We start from the raw sequence: 15,577 nt of genomic DNA, 5'->3' as shown, positions 1-15,577 counted from the left end.
ACGTACTCTTAAGCTATTTAACTTTACAGGGCATTATACCCGATGCTTGGCAATGCTGGTCCATCTGCACGTCAAAAGAAGGATTACGGGACGAGAGGAGAGAAACATCTTAAAGGAAGTCAGTAACTATTTACGGAGGGGGAAACAACATGTCATTTTTTAATAAAGTCCTCGCTACAATCGGTATCGGGGCAGCTACGGTGGATACAGTACTGGAGAAATCACATTATGTGGCCGGAGAGAGGATACAAGGCATGATCGGGATCAAGGGAGGCAGTACTCAACAGGAGGTCGATGCCATCTATCTCACCCTGCACACCACGTATATCCGTGAATCTGATGATAAGAAATTCACCGATCAGGCGATCATCCAGAAAATCGAGGTGGCAGAACCGTTCATCATCAAAGAGAATGAGAGAAAAGAGATTCCATTCGCGTTTGATTTGTCCTATGAAACACCCGTCACCTATGGGAATACAAAAGTATGGGTATCCACGGGTATGGATATCAAGAATTCCATAGATCCAAAAGATAAGGATTATATCGAAATCGCCCCTCACCCCTTGAAAGAATCGGTCCTCTCCGCTATCCAGGAGCTCGGATTCAGAACGCGGAAAGTGGAGTGTGAACAGGCACCAAAGCGTCTTCGAAGGCATTTTCCATTCATCCAGGAGTTTGAATTCGTGCCCATGTCGGGGCCTTATGCAGGAAAACTGGATGAACTGGAGGTCATATTCAATGAGCAGTCCAAGGATAGGGTGGAAATTCTACTTGAAGTGGACCGCAGGGCAAGGGGGCTTGGTGGGTTCTTAGCAGAAGCACTTGACATGGACGAGTCGATCGTCACACTCAACGTGGATGCCTCCGATGCACCCGACCTTAAACGGATCATCCAAAAAGCCATCGACCGCGTCTGCTCGTAAAGTTTCGACAAAGGTTCCCACCAGTCGATGAAGGATTCGACAGCGCATTTGTCTAATACATCTGAAAAGATCTTTTGGAGGGATGACCATGCTGACTCTTGATAGAATGAAGCGTCCGAAGCGATTCCGTACGACCTATGATATGACCATCTTCCAAACGCCATCCTACGGGGAAGATAAGGGTTATCGAAACGTGTATCGATTATCCATTGAAGCAGAGGATCATGCAGATGCCCTTTATCGAACATTCCGCATGTTCAATGTGGCCGACCTGATGCCGAAGGATTTCAACGGCCGATACCTGACTTCGAAAGACATTGTCTTCATCGATGAGGGAAGGAAGGGGCATTTCTATTATCGTCTCCAATCCGATGGCTGGGCCCAGGTGAACAGGGTCATCTTACAGTAATATCCCATTCACCATTTTTCCCTCCCCCATTGTCACGATTGTTGAAAAGGATTACAATGGAGGTTCATAGACCTACAATCAGGAGGAATGAATGGTGAGTGTACATATTGGTGCGAAAGAAAACGAAATTGCAGAAACGGTCCTTTTACCGGGTGATCCCCTAAGGGCGAAATATATAGCGGAGACGTTCCTGGACAATCCTGTCTGCTACAATGAAGTCCGCAATATGTTCGGTTATACGGGAACATACAAAGGACAACGGATTTCGGTCCAGGGAACAGGTATGGGTGTCCCGTCGATCTCCATCTATATCAATGAATTGATGCAAAGCTACAATGTGCAGAACCTCATCCGGGTCGGGACATGCGGTGCGATCCAGAAAGATGTGAAGGTCAGGGATGTCATCCTCGCCATGACATCTTCTACCGATTCCCAGATGAACAAGCTGACATTCAACGGTATCGACTATGCCCCGACGGCAAACTTTGACCTTCTCAAACGTGCTTACGACAGCGGGACTGAAAAAGGATTGAGCCTGAAGGTAGGGAATGTCTTCACCGCTGACATGTTCTACAACGACAATGCAGAACATGAGAAGTGGGCACAGTACGGTATCCTTGCCATTGAAATGGAGACAAGTGCCCTTTACACACTGGCTGCCAAATACGGCCGGAATGCATTGAGCGTCCTGACTGTGAGTGATCACATCATCACGGGCGAAGAAACATCTGCAGAAGAGAGACAGACTACCTTCAACGATATGATCGAAGTGGCACTTGAAGCGGCCATCAAGGCGTAACTTCATGCTGAATAGACTGCGTTTTCCCAAAACTTGGGGAAGCGCAGTCTTTATTTTGTGAAGTTTCTCCTGCTTACAGAATCAAAAATTAATGGTAATATGTTAAATGCAATCAAAATAGAAACTAGGTGAAAGTATGAAAAAGATCATCATGGTCTCTGCTGCATCCCTCGTCCTGCTTTCAGGATGTCAGCAAGTCAAGGACTGGTCTAATGATCTTACAGGTAAAAAAGATCAGACAGAAGAAAAACAACAAGACGAAAAAAAACCTGAACAAACACCTGCGGATGAAAAAGGAAATGCCTCCGCACCCGAAGAAACCACACCACCTGAGCTTCAGTTGGATGCCAGGTTCTTCAACGACATCAAGGAAGTGGATGGACATGCCATCATTCAAAACCCTTCCAACATCCTCGCCATGGTCAATAAGGACTATGGACTGGGTGAATACAAACCGGATGATCTCGTACGTCCGGACGTACCATTCGTTTTCGGCGAAGAGGACTTGGAAAAAGCCCATATGCGTAAGGAAGCGGCAGAACATCTTGAAGACATGTTCGCCGGTGCCAAAAAGGACAATCTCTATCTGACTGCTATTTCCGGATACAGGTCATATGATTATCAAAAAATGCTTCTCGAAAGAGAGAAGGAACAATATGGAGATGAAAAAGCCGTCATGGCAGTCGCGCCTCCTGGAAACAGTGAGCACCAATCGGGCTTGGCCATGGATATTTCAAGTCAGAGCCATCAATTCCAGATCGATATTCCTTTCGGGGAAACCAAGGAAGGGAAATGGCTTGCCGAGCATGCCCACGAGTATGGATTCATCCTCCGCTATCCTGAAGACAAAGAAGAAATCACAAAATATCAATATGAACCATGGCACTTCCGCTACGTCGGAAAAGAAGCAGCCAAGGTCATCTATGATAAGGATTGGACGCTTGAAGAATATTTTGATCATGTGAAAGAAATATGATGATCTAAAGGGCTCGAACGAACATGTTTTCGTCATAGTATAACCCGAATCATTTGCCTACGATAAAGCAAATGATTCGGGTTTTTAATTCGTTTAATGAACATTCAAATTTCATCGGTTCCAGCGGTTGATCGGAGTGCAAGACGAAGACTCCTGCGGGAAGAGTAGCTGATGTGAGACCCCGGAGGCGTCCCGAGGAGGCTCACGGACTACCCGCGGAAAGCGAAGTCTTGCACGGAGATTATGAGCGGTATTAAGACCCTATACTGATCGTGTTCGGCATTAAAGGGGCCTTTTTAGTTTTGTACCATACTCTTTTTCATTTGTTCCATGAACAATGATTGTCCCAAGTGGTTGATCGGAGTGCAAGGAGTAGAGCTCCTGCGGGAAGAGTTGCTGATGTGAGAAGGAGCACGGACTACCTGCGGAAAACGAAGTCTTGCACAGAAATCATGAGTGGTATTAAGAACCTATACGGATCGGATTCGCCATTGCATGGATTTTATCCCAACTTCTTTCTTTATGTCTGAATCCAGGCTCACCTACATAGACTAGGGGTAGCAAGTAGGACAAGGGGGGAGCAAGTATGAAATCGGGTGTCTCCATCACAATCGGCAGTCTGCTTGTGGCTTCCGGTATCAATATGTTCTTCGTGCCCCATCATTTCCTCGATGGAGGTATGATCGGGATCGGGCTCCTGACATACTATTGGTTTGGTCTTCCTCCGGGATTGACGATCATCGTCCTGAGCGTTCCCCTCTATGCAATCGCCTTTTATAAGGATCGCAGCTTGTTTTACCGAAGTGTCCATGGGCTATGGATTTCCTCCCTTATGATCGACTGGCTTCACCCTTTGAGCGACCGTGTGTACTTGGCACCCTTAGCATGCGCTTTACTGGGTGGTGCAACAGTAGGGATCGGGATCGGATTGATGTTGAGGGTGGGGGCTGCGACAGGAGGAAGCGACTTGCTGGCACAGCTCCTCGGAAGGGGATTTGGATTCAATCCCGGGAAGGTCATTTTCCTTTTTGACAGCCTTGTTCTTTTGGCCGGTCTCTCAGTCATTGGAGGGGAAGCATTCCTTTATTCGCTGGTCGCCATAAGTACAGTCGGTTTTTTTACGACGCTTTTGGCATATCCTACCCATAATGATGGATTTTCCTTTCGCTAACGTATAAAAGCTGATAGAATGAAGAGGTTATAATCTCATGATGCCTTTTGGGCTCCATGATCAGTCTAAAACACTATGATACATAGCAATGAAAGTGGTGGAAGCATTGGAACAGGACAAGACAGATCAATCACCCCAGCAAGAATCGAATGTTATTAAAATGAAGAAATTCAAATTCGTCATGCTGATTTTCATCCTCGTATTCGCCACAGCAGGAATCACCACCTTTGCCCTGGCCTTCGGTGATGAAAAAGCCGTGAATGTCGGAGTGACCGATCGATCGGAATTCACGAAGCTATACGAAGCTTATGACAAACTGAACGACAATTATTACAAAGACCTTGATAAAGATACGCTTATCGACGGGGCGATCAACGGCATGATCGAAAGCGTGGGAGATCCGTATTCCGATTACATGGATAAAGATGAAGCGAAGAAATTCGATGAAAGCATTTCATCTTCCTTTGAAGGAATCGGAGCTGAAATCCAGGAGAAAGACGGCTATATCGCCATCGTTTCCCCGATTAAAGGGTCACCCGCCGAATCGGCTGGACTCAAACCGAACGATAAGATCCTGAAGGTCGACGACAAAAGCATCCAAGGGATGTCGGTATCGGAAGCCGTTCTGTTGATCAGAGGGGAAAAAGGCTCCAAAGTCACCCTAACCGTGCAGCGGCCCGGTCAGGACAAATCGATGGAAGTGACCATCACCCGTGATGAGATTCCGATCGAGACTGTGTATGCAGAAATGAAAAAAGATGGGGTCGCGAAAATCCAGATTACGTCATTCTCCGAGCATACGTACAAGGAACTGACTGAAGCATTGAACGAAATGAATGACAAGGGTATGAAAAAGCTTGTCATTGATTTGAGGCAGAACCCGGGTGGCCTTTTAGATCAGGCCATCAAGATCTCGAATCTCTTCGTACCTGAAGGGGAAGTGATGTTCCAAGTTGAGGACAGTAACGGCAAGGTTGAGAAATATGTTGCTGAAGGAGGGGATAAAATCGATATCCCTACAGCCGTCCTCGTCGATGGAGGCAGTGCCAGTGCGGCCGAGATCCTTGCGGCTGCCGTGAGTGAATCAAATGACATCCCATTGATTGGAACGAAGACCTTCGGGAAAGGAACCGTACAGACCGCTGAAGAGTTCAAGGACGGTTCCAACATGAAATTCACGACGGCCAAGTGGCTGACACCGGAAGGCAACTGGATCCATGAGAAGGGAATCAAGCCGACCGTGGAAGTGAAAATGCCGGATTATGCAGAATTGCCATACTTGAATCCGGACAAAGAACTGAAAGAATCCGACCTTTCCGATCAAGTGAAGACAGCGGAACAGATGCTGAATGCCCTTGACTTCAACCCTGGTAACGTTGATGGATATTTCGACGAAGACACAACGAAGGCAGTGGAGAAGTTCCAAGAAAGCAAAAAGCTGAAGGTTACCGGAAAGCTGGATTCTGACACCATCATCCAGTTGATGGATAGCTTGAGGGAAAAACTGCAGAAAAACGATCCACAGTTCAAAAAGGCAGTGGAACAGCTCAATAAAAAGAATTGATCATGAAGATGCCCCGGTAACGCACCGGGGCATCTTTTTTATTATGGAAACGTATCGAGACCGAGCACCTTTTCGATCCTTTGTTTTTTTCTCATGATCCATTCTTCTACGTACTGTCGATATCGATCATCCGGGGAGGTATGGAACTCCTTGAGCAACGTCCTTAAATCTGAGAGGTGTTCTTCAAGGGACTTCATACTCCTTTCATAACCGTTTAAATGGACTTTCTTCATAATGATCTCTACAAGGTGCTCATTCCCGGCTTCGATGGTTTTGGTCCCCTGTCTCACATAGATGGCCCCGTCCCTGAGCTCTCCTTTTGTGACGACCGAAGTAAAGGGGACATACCTGGGGTCATATTCGATGATCAGGGCTTGAAAGCGCTTTGAGTGCAACAGAGGATCGACTTCGCTTTGAAAAAGATAATCTTCCGTCCGATACGTAAGATAGCTCGGCAGAAGATGTTGGAGTTTATTATCCACATCGGCTTTATCATAAAAGTCTTCATCTGTCAGCCCTCTCAATGTGAGACTGCCGTCGTCTTCCTGTCTGACACCAAGTATCAGACAACCTCCTCCTGAATTGGAGATGGCAAGGATATGCTTGGCAAGCTTGGTCCATTCGACCCAGCTCGATTTAAAATCAACATAATCTGATTCACCCGTATTATTCAACAGCAATTCTTTCAGGCTCTCTCTGGAGGGGCTGATCAAGAATTCCTTCAATGTCTGCGGTACAATCTTGTCATGAAACAATGGGATTCGACCTCTTTTCCTTTGGTCTATTCCTACATTTTATGCGACAGGTCGACCTTTATGGCTGTATCCGTAAATTCAGGGGAGATTGCTTTCATTGTCATAACGTCCTGAATTGACTAAAATGGTACAGAGAGAATATCACCGTATAGCCGAAGCAACAATTGATCATTTACTGGTCCGGTGAAAAAAGAAAAGAGGAACGTGTTCATGAAGAAAGATGTATACATCTTATCGGGCTTCCTAGGAAGCGGAAAGACAACCTTGCTGAAAGGGTTGCTGGAATCGCTGAAAGCAGACGGGACTAAACCCGCGGTCCTGATGAATGAGCTTGGAAGTGTGTCGATCGACAGCGATCAAGTGGATGAAGATACGGCCTTGAGGGAGATGCTTGACGGCTGCATCTGCTGCACCCTATCAGATAAACTCGAATCCCAGCTTCAAGATCTTCTGATTAAAGAAGACTTCGGGGCATTGGTCATTGAAACGACGGGAGCCGCTCATCCTGTAGAAGTGGTCGACTCGATTCTATCCCCACTGTTTGCAGATCGTTTCCATTTCAAGGGCATACTCACCGTTGTCGACGGTCTTCAATGGAAAGAGCGAGGGAGTTTCAGCCCCTCTGTCCTTCACCTTATGAGGGAACAGATCCGACATGCAAGTTTCCTTGTTGCCAATAAAGTGGACCTTTTGACTGAAGTGGAGCAGGGAACGTTTGCATATGAACTCCAACAACTGAATTCCGGTGCGTCCATTTATTTAACCAGTCATTCGAAAGTACCTGTAGAGGCCATTACGTCGATGACGAAGAAGGATCGTTATGAAGGTGGACAAGGCCATACCTTGACGCTGCAGGCGATCGTCCATACGTTTGAAGCGGAAGTGAGCGGTGAAGACTTTGAACAATGGGTCCATGCTCATCAAGAGTCCATCTATCGGATGAAAGGTTATATCCCATTACAGGGAAGGAAGCATCCGACGCTCTTCCAATACTCGTATGGCATGCCCCTATACATGCCTGGGGACATGAACTATCCGACCAATTTTGTTGTCATCGGCGAAGGGATGGATCGAGAACGGATCATCTCCTCCCTTAAAAGTCTGGAAGGATGATTGACAAGAAGCGGGAAAAGGTCTATGATTTAATGATTAACGTACTGAATTATTCAATAACCGTAGGAAAGGTCGATTAGAATTGGGGAAAGACTTATTTGAGTTAGAGCGATTATTCGTATCCGTATTCCGAATGATGAAGGCAGATGTACGGAACATCTTCGGTCAATATTTATCCAATGGGGAATTCCGTGTCCTTCAGCTCATCCGTGAGAACGGGGCATTGAAGTCCTCGGAAATATCAAAGAGGATGGAAGTTTCAGCGAGCCACATCACGTCCATAACCGATGCCCTCGTGGAAAAATCACATATTACAAGACAGAGATCAAATGAAGATCGACGGGTAGTAGAGCTGCAGATCACCAAAAGCGGAGAGGAAGTACTCGCAAAATGTGAAGAGAGGAAGACAGAGTATTTCCAGGATCTGTTCCACTCGTTCGATGAGGAGGAAATCCGTATCTTCACGCACCTCTTTGAAAAGCTGTTAAGTCACCCAAAACGTCATTCGTAAGAAGGGGATGACCGGAAGGATCCGGTCGCCCCTCCTTTTTCGCCCATTACTTCACTTATTGAATTATTTCACAACCGAATGGTATAGGAGGGGAATGAATTGGAACACTTAGAACATAAAAAGAAAGTGATGATCATGATCGCCATCATGTCGGCTATGCTTTTTGCCGCATTGAATCAGACCATCGTCGGTACGGCGCTTCCACGGATCATTTCAGAAATCGGTGGAATGGATTATTATAGCTGGGTATTCACCATCTTCATGCTCACCAGCTCAGTCACGGCGATCTTGGTAGGGAAACTGTCGGATATGTACGGACGTAAACCATTTATCCTTCTTGGAATCGGGGTATTCATGGTCGGATCCTTCCTTAATGGCTTATCGGGATCCATTTTTCAGCTGATCGTATTCCGGGGCATCCAGGGCTTCGGAGCCGGCATGATCATGTCAACGGCCTTCACTGCTGTCGGGGATCTGTTCCCTCCGAGAGAGCGCGGCAAATGGCAGGGACTCATGAGTTCGGTCTTCGGTCTTGCTAGCGTCTTCGGGCCTACCCTTGGAGGCTGGATCGTCGATAATGCCAACTGGCACTGGGTATTCTGGGTGTTCCTGCCTGTAGGTTTCATTGCTTTCGGCATGATCTACAAGATGTTTCCATCCCAGACGGCGAAAACAGGGCAGAAGGTGGATTATCTGGGCTCCATCATGCTGACCCTCACCATCATCCCGCTTCTTCTTGCTTTCACCTGGGGAGGAAATGACTACGACTGGCTGTCTGTTCAAATCCTCAGTCTCCTTGGTGGTGCCGTCATCGCACTGATCCTTTTCATCGTCACCGAGAAGAATGCGTCGAATCCGGTATTGCCTCTTGGATTGTTTAAAAACCGTATTTTCACTCTGTCGAATATGATCGGTTTCATCCTGGGTGCCGGTATGTTTGGCGCCATCATGTATATGCCCTTCTTCATACAGGGGGTAATGGGTACATCCGCCACCAAGTCTGGAATCGTCATGATGCCCATGACCCTAAGCATGGTGCTCGCAAGTGCCATCGGCGGTCAGATCATCACCAAAACGGGGCGATACAAGTTCCTGGCCCTTATCGGACTTTTTGTGATGAGCAGCGGTATGGTCCTTCTGTCATTCATGGACACTGACACGACGAATGCCAGGGCACTGATCAATATCATTATCGTCGGCACCGGACTAGGTCTTAGCTTCCCGGTCTTCACCCTGACAGTACAGAACGCCGTGGCCCACCAGTTCCTTGGAGTCGCAACGGCAGCCACACAGCTTTTCCGGCAAATTGGCGGAACAATCGGGGTGGCCATCATGGGAACCGTAATGAACCAGTCCATGGCGAATAAGATGAGTGAGCAGATGGGTGCTGTCAAAGAATCGCCACTTCTATCGAACACGGAAGCTGCAAAGGGGCTCGAAAAACTCCAAGATCCCCAATTGATCATGAATGCCGACAAGCTCAAAGAAATCGAAAAGACGCTTCCGGCAGAACTGAGCGGTGTGTTCGATACAATCATCACAGGAATAAGGGAAGCTCTGAGCTACGCATTGACCAACGTCTTCCTGATCGGAGCGATCATTCTCTTTGTGGGATTCCTGTTGACCTTCTTCATTAAAGAGATTCCTTTGCGGATGAGCAATAAGGAAGAAAACGAACCAAAAAAAGCTGTTAATGAATAACAAAAAAGCTGATCCTGTAAAGGGTCAGCTTTTCTATTCATGGCTCAATCTCAGTGGGACTCCCCGAACTTTTTGAAGGTCATTTCGTCTTCCACAAGACCGCATGCAGCGCATTGAATCTTTTTATCCGGTCCATTATAGGCGAGGTGAAAGGGTTCCAATTGACCACTTTCGTATTGTTGCACCACTTCTCCGGAAGCGGGGTCCAGTTTAACACTCTGTGAGAGCTGCTGTATAATGTTGAAACGGGTACGATTTGTTTTACAACTCGGACAACGGTATGGTGTCGACATCGAGATTCCACCTTTCGGGTTTTATGGATAGTGTGCCTGGACAAGTCAGATAATATGTAAAAAGGAGAGCAAATGATGACATCCCCGGAACTTCTAGAAGCGTATAAAAACATTTACAAAGGCCGCCTGCTTGAACTTGGGGGCAGGGAACCCCTGGTTGTCCTCCATGAAGCAATCAAACGGGAGCTGCAGGATGAGTTCAGCCACCCACGGGTCAGAAAGGGGCCCCTGGACAAGTTCTATCTCGCCACCAAACGGATAAGCGATTCCTCTCTTTCAGCGGAAGAGAAAGTCATGCTGATCCATTGCCACGTAGAAGTCATGTCAGAGTTGATTTGAGCTGCTTCATATAGAAATCATTGAAAAAAAACTGTAACAAATGTCACATATTCAAGTCGTTCATAAAGTTGTCAATCTTCTTGTTCAGGTAATTATTAGGTGCGGGAGAGATGAATTTCTTGTGTTGGAAATGAAAGCAAACCCTTCGGTGAGTCTTTATGCCCTTTAGTTTCAGTGATTACTAAAGTACTAGAGAGGAATTGTCTTTCAATATCCAACAATTATCGTAGAGCTGCCAACATCTCCCGTAAATGTAACAAAAACTTGATGGTATGATGTTTTTGCACCAAGAAAACACATTCATTAAGGAGGCACACACACTTATGAACAAGAAGTTGGTTATCACGACAGCAACAGCATTTACATTCCTTGCAGCACCATTCGCCGGAGGCAAAGCAGACGCCGCTGGGTTGGATCAGGCTAAAGTATATACAAACGTGAATGCGCAACAGTTTGCTAATCAAGAAGATTTAAATAAATGGATGCAAGATATCCTTTCAAAATATCAAATGGATGGAAAAGCCATCAACGTACAGGATTGCATGAACGGAAGCATTCCGGCACCTGAAAAACAACAGGAAGCACCAAAAGCAGAGGCGCCTAAAGCAGAAGCTCCTCAAGCAGAAGCTCCTCAAGCTCAAGCACCAAAAGCAGAAGCGCCAAAAGCTCAGCAGCAACAAGCACCTGCAAAGCAGGACCAGCCAAAGCAATCTGAGCAAAAAGCCTCTGATGAGAGCGGCCAATTAAGCCAATATGAGCAAAAAGTAGTGGAATTGACAAACCAAGAGCGTGCGAAACAAGGACTTCCTGCTTTGAAAGTGGATGCCGAGTTGAGCAAGGTTGCGAAGGAAAAGTCAAAAGATATGCAAAAGAACAACTACTTCGATCACAACAGCCCGACTTACGGATCTCCATTCGACATGATGAAGCAATTCGGAATCCAATACAAAGCGGCCGGTGAAAACATCGCCCAGGGGCAGCAGACTCCTGAAGAAGTCGTTCAAGCATGGATGAATAGTGAAGGACATCGCAAGAACATCATGAGTTCAGACTATACACACATCGGTGTGGGCTATGTTGAAGAAGGTAACTACTGGACACAACAATTCATCAGCAAATAATCGATTGACGTAGGAACGCTCGGGTATAGCACCCGGGCGTTTTTTATTGCGGATAAAAAAAGAGCTTACATTTGCATTTCGTTCCTATGGTCCATACTATTAAGGTATAAAGTAAGACGTGGAGTGGATCTAGCTTGAGGAAAGAAAAAGTAGTGTTCATCACAGGTGGTTCGAAGGGAATCGGAAAGAAGACAGCAGAAGAATTTTCCCGAAAAGGACATACCGTCATACTCAATTATCGAAAACATGAGGAAGAAGTGCAGGAGCTAACGAAACTGCTTCATGATACATATGGAAACAGGGTCTTTTCTGTCAAAGGGGACATCGCGGACGAGGCGGACTGTTCTCGGATGGTGGAGGAACTATCACGTGAGGTGGAGGGAGTCGATATCCTGATCCATAACGCGGGCCCTTTCGTCAAAGATCGAAAGACATTCGATGAATACAGTCCGGGTGAATGGAATTATATCATCGCCGGCAACCTCAATGCGGTGTTTTACCTGTCCAGACTCCTGATCCCGCATATGCGGGGAAAAAAATGGGGAAGGATCGTCACTTTTGGATACGACCGCGTAGAGACGGCCCCCGGATGGATCTACCGATCTGCTTTTGCAGCGGCCAAAGCAGGGCTTGCATCCTTCACGAGGACCCTGGCAATGGAGGAAGCTGCCAACGGTATCACGGTGAATATGGTTTGTCCCGGAGACATCGTGCCCGAATGGAAGGAACGGCCAATCAGTGATGCTCGGGGAGAATCGGATGGATCGACACCCGTCGGCCGCCCGGGCACGGGTGAAGACCTATCCCGTGTCATTGCCTTCCTGTGTAGGGAGGACTCCGACTTCATTACCGGCTCGGTCATCCCTGTGACAGGGGGGAAAGACGTGCTGGGGAAAGTCTTTCATCAGGAAGGATTATAAAAAAAGGGAGATGAGCCTATTCGCTCATCTCCCATCATCTATTCTGCAGACATGTCACTGAACGGGACGTGCTGTTTTCATCGACCTGCGCTGAATGGCAATCAGGCGGATGGAAAGCGTGATGGCTCCGGCGGTGAGTCCCGATGTAAGACCGAGCCAATACCCATACGGTCCCCACGACGTATAATTGGCGAGTACATAACCAAGGGGGAGGCCGATCACCCAATAGGATATCAGTGCCATCACAAAGGTGATATTGACGTCCTTGTACCCTCTCAATGCCCCTTGGACGGGGGCCTGAACCGCATCTGAAAGCTGGAAGAACACAGCATAGAGGAGGAAATGGCCGATCAGTTCCCGCACATGGAGATCATCGGTATATAAAAAGGCAACATCAGACTTGAAGGCAAGGAGCAGTGCGCCGTAAATAAGGGCAAGGATCAGGGCAAAGGTAACCCCGATCCAGCTGTACACCTTCGCATCCTTCACCCGCTTGGCACCGGTCTCGAACCCCACGACAATGGTAAGGGCCATGGAGATGCTGAGGGGGATCATGTACAGGAAAGATGCAAAGTTGATGGCTGCCTGATGGGCCGCAATGACCATCGTACTATAGTTGCTCATCAAAAGCGTTACGGCCGAAAAGATGCTGACCTCAAAAAAGATTGATAGGCCGATGGGAACCCCCATCGTTAAGAGCTCCTTCAGCTTGTTCCAATCGGGAAGCGGAATCACCCTGAATATCCTGTACTCATTGAAGGGCTGCTTCGTATGGATGACCCAGAGGGCAATGAAAGCAATAACCCAATAGGTGATGGCAGTGGCATATCCGGCCCCTGCACCTCCCAACTCTGGGAATCCCCACTTACCGAAGATGAACAAATAGTTTAGGATCACATTGATCGGCAGGCTCATCAATGTAATGACCATGGTCACACGGGTCATGCCCAGTGCATCAATGAATGACCTGAAAACCGTATAGATGAAGAGGGGAAGGATCCCGATGGAAATGGCAACAAGATAGGCATATGCCACGTCCCGGACATCCGATTCCAAATTCATTCCATTCAGGATCGGCCTGATCACGAGTGTCCCGATGACGAACACCAGGATGGACAGGAAGATGGCGGCATAACCGCCTTGAAGAACGGTGGAAGGGACGTCACGTTTCTCCTTGGCTCCGATCAACTGGGCAACGATCGGTGTCACCGCAAGAAGGATGCCGGTCAACCCGGTGCTGATCGGAACCCAGAGGGATGATCCGATGGCGACCCCTGCCAAATCCGAAGGGGAGTATTTCCCCGACATGATCGTATCGAAAAAGTTCATGGAAAACAGCGCCAACTGGGTGACCAGGATGGGGATGAGGATGATCATCAGCTGTTTGATTTTTTGAGGGATGGATGAAGTTTCATTCATGACGTAGTCTCCTTTAATCTGCGTGAAATGCACTATCATACTGTACCACAGAATAGGGGTGCTCTGTGAAAAAATCCAGTGTTGAAAAGAGGGGAAACCATGGAACATAGATGGAAGAATTGGGTGTGGATCGTATTTTTGATTTGGTATGGAGTCGGGCTCGTGCTTGTTTCCCTCGACTGGCTTCCGCCTGCACTTCAATGGGCCAATGCCGTTTTTTTGTATCTTTCGGGGTTTCTGGCCGTCTTGTATGGTGGCATGGTATTTAAAAAGGGGATGGGCTATTGGCTTGCTGCCATCATCATCATCGGGACCATTGCCGCTGAATCACTCGGAGTCCATTATGGATGGATCTTCGGGTCATATCATTATGAAAAAGATTTCGGTATCCAACTTTTCGGAGTCCCCGTTACAATCGGCTTCGCTTGGGTCATGGTCATATTCACGAGTATGGCGTACTTCGAATGGCTGTTGAACGGGAAGAAAACCTTCAAGAATGCTCTTTTGTACAGCATTGCCACTTCAATCCTTGCGGTCACGATGGATCTCATCATCGATCCAGTTGCCTACAAAGGCAGACAGTACTGGATCTGGGAGGGGGATGGCATTTATTATGATATTCCAACGCAAAACTTCCTTGGCTGGTTCTATGTTTCCTTCGTGATCCAATTCATCCTCTACTACCTTTTGAGAGATACGTCATTCCCAAAGGTTTGGAGCCCGAGGATGAGATGGTTATACGGTATGGTCGTCGGGATGTTCGTGGTCACTTCCATGGTGGAAGGTCTATGGCTTGCGGTTTTCGTGACGCTGACTGTATATGTCATCATGTTGATCATCAGGAAGATATGGAGGAGATCCTATGATAGAGCCTAAAAAAAGTCCGGTATTCCAACGGATCCTGTCAGGATATTTAACCTTTCAATTGAAAAAGCATTTTCACCGGATCTGGCTGGATGATGATCGTCAAAGGAAAGGGCAGGGGCTTATGCTCGTGAATCACTCCAGTTGGTGGGACGGGCTATTGGTTTTTTATTTGAACCGGCATGTGGTGAAAGGGGACAGCTATGCCATGATGAGCCGCAAAGGGATGGAAGAATACGAATTCTTCCGGAAAATAGGAGCGTTTTCAGTGGATCGGGATTCTTCCAGGGAAGTGGTTGCGTCTTTACGCTACGCTGAAGAACGCCTCAAGGAGGATAAAACGGTGTGGATCTTTCCCCAAGGGGATGAAGAGCACTGGGAAAAGCGACCTCTTACCTTCTTTAATGGACCTGGCTACCTTATGGAAAAAATTCCGGAAGTGCCTGTGGTCCTCGTCACATTCTATTATACCTTCTGTCACCACCAGCGCCCGGAGCTGTTCATTCGACTGAACGATGCCCCACCCCTTCATGGCGGGCGAAAAGAAAGGACCGACCATCTGAGGGCGTTGATGGAAACTCAGCTGGATAGGATGAAATCGGAAGTGGTGGAGGAGGATCTTTCTTCGTTTACCCCTTGGGTCGGTGGGTTTTCATCAAGCAGTGAAAAACTGCAGTTCTTAAAAAGGAAAGGATAGAA

Annotated in this window: 17 protein-coding genes; 14 read left to right on the top strand and 3 right to left on the bottom strand. The window is 47.3% G+C overall.

Going from position 1 to position 15,577, the window contains the following annotated elements; translation table 11 throughout:
- Nucleotides 1-149: 149 nt before the first annotated feature.
- From ABJ225_RS05440 to ABJ225_RS05415, 6 genes are all read left to right on the top strand, one after another.
- A complete protein-coding gene (locus ABJ225_RS05440; RefSeq protein ID WP_347318897.1) occupies nucleotides 150-923 on the top strand; it encodes a sporulation protein in 774 nt (257 codons plus the stop codon).
- A gap of 88 nt (nucleotides 924-1,011) precedes the next feature.
- Entirely contained in the window at nucleotides 1,012-1,332 is a 321-nt protein-coding gene (locus ABJ225_RS05435; protein ID WP_318341345.1) for a YodL domain-containing protein, read from the top strand.
- A 94-nt stretch (nucleotides 1,333-1,426) separates the two neighbouring features.
- On the top strand, nucleotides 1,427-2,131 hold the full coding sequence (gene deoD, locus ABJ225_RS05430; RefSeq protein WP_053427772.1) for a purine-nucleoside phosphorylase: 705 nt from the start codon (nucleotides 1,427-1,429) through the stop codon (nucleotides 2,129-2,131).
- A 136-nt stretch (nucleotides 2,132-2,267) separates the two neighbouring features.
- Nucleotides 2,268-3,107 carry a M15 family metallopeptidase gene (locus ABJ225_RS05425; protein WP_056535981.1) on the top strand — a complete coding sequence of 280 codons (840 nt, stop codon included), beginning with the start codon at nucleotides 2,268-2,270 and terminating at the stop codon, nucleotides 3,105-3,107.
- Nucleotides 3,108-3,693: 586 nt separating this feature from the next.
- Nucleotides 3,694-4,278: a YitT family protein gene (locus ABJ225_RS05420; protein WP_056535984.1), complete on the top strand. Its 585-nt coding sequence runs from the start codon at nucleotides 3,694-3,696 to the stop codon at nucleotides 4,276-4,278.
- Nucleotides 4,279-4,438: 160 nt separating this feature from the next.
- On the top strand, nucleotides 4,439-5,842 hold the full coding sequence (locus ABJ225_RS05415) for a lmo1851 family serine protease (RefSeq protein ID WP_309300053.1): 1,404 nt from the start codon (nucleotides 4,439-4,441) through the stop codon (nucleotides 5,840-5,842).
- A gap of 41 nt (nucleotides 5,843-5,883) precedes the next feature.
- On the opposite strand, the gene ABJ225_RS05410 is transcribed toward ABJ225_RS05415, so the two are convergent.
- Complete coding sequence (locus ABJ225_RS05410; RefSeq protein WP_056535990.1) at nucleotides 5,884-6,597, bottom strand: AlbA family DNA-binding domain-containing protein; 714 nt, start codon at nucleotides 6,595-6,597, stop codon at nucleotides 5,884-5,886.
- A 210-nt stretch (nucleotides 6,598-6,807) separates the two neighbouring features.
- On the opposite strand from ABJ225_RS05410, the gene ABJ225_RS05405 reads away from it, so the two are divergent.
- The 3 genes from ABJ225_RS05405 to ABJ225_RS05395 all read left to right on the top strand — a co-directional run bounded on the left by ABJ225_RS05405 (nucleotide 6,808) and on the right by ABJ225_RS05395 (nucleotide 9,922).
- Nucleotides 6,808-7,710: a CobW family GTP-binding protein gene (locus ABJ225_RS05405; RefSeq protein ID WP_347318894.1), complete on the top strand. Its 903-nt coding sequence runs from the start codon at nucleotides 6,808-6,810 to the stop codon at nucleotides 7,708-7,710.
- A gap of 82 nt (nucleotides 7,711-7,792) precedes the next feature.
- A complete protein-coding gene (locus ABJ225_RS05400; protein ID WP_235563523.1) occupies nucleotides 7,793-8,221 on the top strand; it encodes a MarR family winged helix-turn-helix transcriptional regulator in 429 nt (142 codons plus the stop codon).
- 99 nt (nucleotides 8,222-8,320) lie between these two features.
- Nucleotides 8,321-9,922 carry an MDR family MFS transporter gene (locus ABJ225_RS05395; RefSeq protein WP_347318891.1) on the top strand — a complete coding sequence of 534 codons (1,602 nt, stop codon included), beginning with the start codon at nucleotides 8,321-8,323 and terminating at the stop codon, nucleotides 9,920-9,922.
- Between the two features lie 50 nt (nucleotides 9,923-9,972).
- Here the strand turns inward: ABJ225_RS05395 and ABJ225_RS05390 are convergent, their stop codons facing one another.
- Nucleotides 9,973-10,215, bottom strand: coding sequence for a hypothetical protein (locus ABJ225_RS05390; protein WP_048005792.1), 243 nt, complete (start codon nucleotides 10,213-10,215; stop codon nucleotides 9,973-9,975).
- 75 nt (nucleotides 10,216-10,290) lie between these two features.
- Here ABJ225_RS05390 and ABJ225_RS05385 point away from each other — a divergent pair, with 75 nt between their 5' ends.
- The 3 genes from ABJ225_RS05385 (at nucleotide 10,291) to ABJ225_RS05375 (ending at nucleotide 12,595) form a co-directional block, all read left to right on the top strand.
- On the top strand, nucleotides 10,291-10,554 hold the full coding sequence (locus tag ABJ225_RS05385; RefSeq protein WP_079516233.1) for a hypothetical protein: 264 nt from the start codon (nucleotides 10,291-10,293) through the stop codon (nucleotides 10,552-10,554).
- Nucleotides 10,555-10,877: 323 nt separating this feature from the next.
- A complete protein-coding gene (locus ABJ225_RS05380; RefSeq protein ID WP_079516232.1) occupies nucleotides 10,878-11,675 on the top strand; it encodes a CAP domain-containing protein in 798 nt (265 codons plus the stop codon).
- Nucleotides 11,676-11,809: 134 nt separating this feature from the next.
- A complete protein-coding gene (locus ABJ225_RS05375) occupies nucleotides 11,810-12,595 on the top strand; it encodes an SDR family oxidoreductase (RefSeq protein WP_218246032.1) in 786 nt (261 codons plus the stop codon).
- Between the two features lie 54 nt (nucleotides 12,596-12,649).
- On the opposite strand, the gene ABJ225_RS05370 is transcribed toward ABJ225_RS05375, so the two are convergent.
- Nucleotides 12,650-14,014, bottom strand: a complete 1,365-nt coding sequence (locus tag ABJ225_RS05370; RefSeq protein ID WP_347318888.1) for an MATE family efflux transporter — start codon at nucleotides 14,012-14,014, stop codon at nucleotides 12,650-12,652.
- A 99-nt stretch (nucleotides 14,015-14,113) separates the two neighbouring features.
- Here ABJ225_RS05370 and ABJ225_RS05365 point away from each other — a divergent pair, with 99 nt between their 5' ends.
- Both ABJ225_RS05365 and ABJ225_RS05360 read left to right on the top strand, forming a co-directional pair.
- Nucleotides 14,114-14,890 (top strand): carotenoid biosynthesis protein, encoded by a 777-nt coding sequence (locus ABJ225_RS05365; protein ID WP_218246030.1) that lies wholly within the window; start codon nucleotides 14,114-14,116, stop codon nucleotides 14,888-14,890.
- Nucleotides 14,877-15,575, top strand: a complete 699-nt coding sequence (locus tag ABJ225_RS05360; RefSeq protein ID WP_347318885.1) for a lysophospholipid acyltransferase family protein — start codon at nucleotides 14,877-14,879, stop codon at nucleotides 15,573-15,575. The genes ABJ225_RS05365 and ABJ225_RS05360 overlap by 14 nt, the downstream gene beginning before the upstream one ends.
- Nucleotides 15,576-15,577: the final 2 nt, after the last annotated feature.

Origin of the sequence: Rossellomorea sp. RS05 (assembly GCF_039822645.1) — a bacterium.
GTDB classification, from domain to species: Bacteria; Bacillota; Bacilli; order Bacillales; family Bacillaceae_B; genus Rossellomorea; species Rossellomorea marisflavi_B.
The sequence above is the reverse complement of the archived record's forward strand: the minus strand, read 5'-3'. Positions and strand labels throughout refer to the sequence as shown.

Excerpts from the sequence above, each read along its gene's own strand:
- ABJ225_RS05440 (WP_347318897.1), top strand. The coding sequence starts at position 150 with ATGTCATTTTTTAATAAAGTCCTCGCTACAATCGGTATCGGGGCAGCT.
- ABJ225_RS05435 (WP_318341345.1), top strand. The coding sequence starts at position 1,012 with ATGCTGACTCTTGATAGAATGAAGCGTCCGAAGCGATTCCGTACGACC.
- ABJ225_RS05425 (WP_056535981.1), top strand. The coding sequence starts at position 2,268 with ATGAAAAAGATCATCATGGTCTCTGCTGCATCCCTCGTCCTGCTTTCA.
- ABJ225_RS05420 (WP_056535984.1), top strand. The coding sequence starts at position 3,694 with ATGAAATCGGGTGTCTCCATCACAATCGGCAGTCTGCTTGTGGCTTCC.
- ABJ225_RS05415 (WP_309300053.1), top strand. The coding sequence starts at position 4,439 with ATGAAGAAATTCAAATTCGTCATGCTGATTTTCATCCTCGTATTCGCC.
- ABJ225_RS05405 (WP_347318894.1), top strand. The coding sequence starts at position 6,808 with ATGAAGAAAGATGTATACATCTTATCGGGCTTCCTAGGAAGCGGAAAG.
- ABJ225_RS05390 (WP_048005792.1), bottom strand. The coding sequence starts at position 10,215 with ATGTCGACACCATACCGTTGTCCGAGTTGTAAAACAAATCGTACCCGT.
- ABJ225_RS05385 (WP_079516233.1), top strand. The coding sequence starts at position 10,291 with ATGACATCCCCGGAACTTCTAGAAGCGTATAAAAACATTTACAAAGGC.
- ABJ225_RS05380 (WP_079516232.1), top strand. The coding sequence starts at position 10,878 with ATGAACAAGAAGTTGGTTATCACGACAGCAACAGCATTTACATTCCTT.
- ABJ225_RS05370 (WP_347318888.1), bottom strand. The coding sequence starts at position 14,014 with ATGAATGAAACTTCATCCATCCCTCAAAAAATCAAACAGCTGATGATC.
- ABJ225_RS05365 (WP_218246030.1), top strand. The coding sequence starts at position 14,114 with ATGGAACATAGATGGAAGAATTGGGTGTGGATCGTATTTTTGATTTGG.
- ABJ225_RS05360 (WP_347318885.1), top strand. The coding sequence starts at position 14,877 with ATGATAGAGCCTAAAAAAAGTCCGGTATTCCAACGGATCCTGTCAGGA.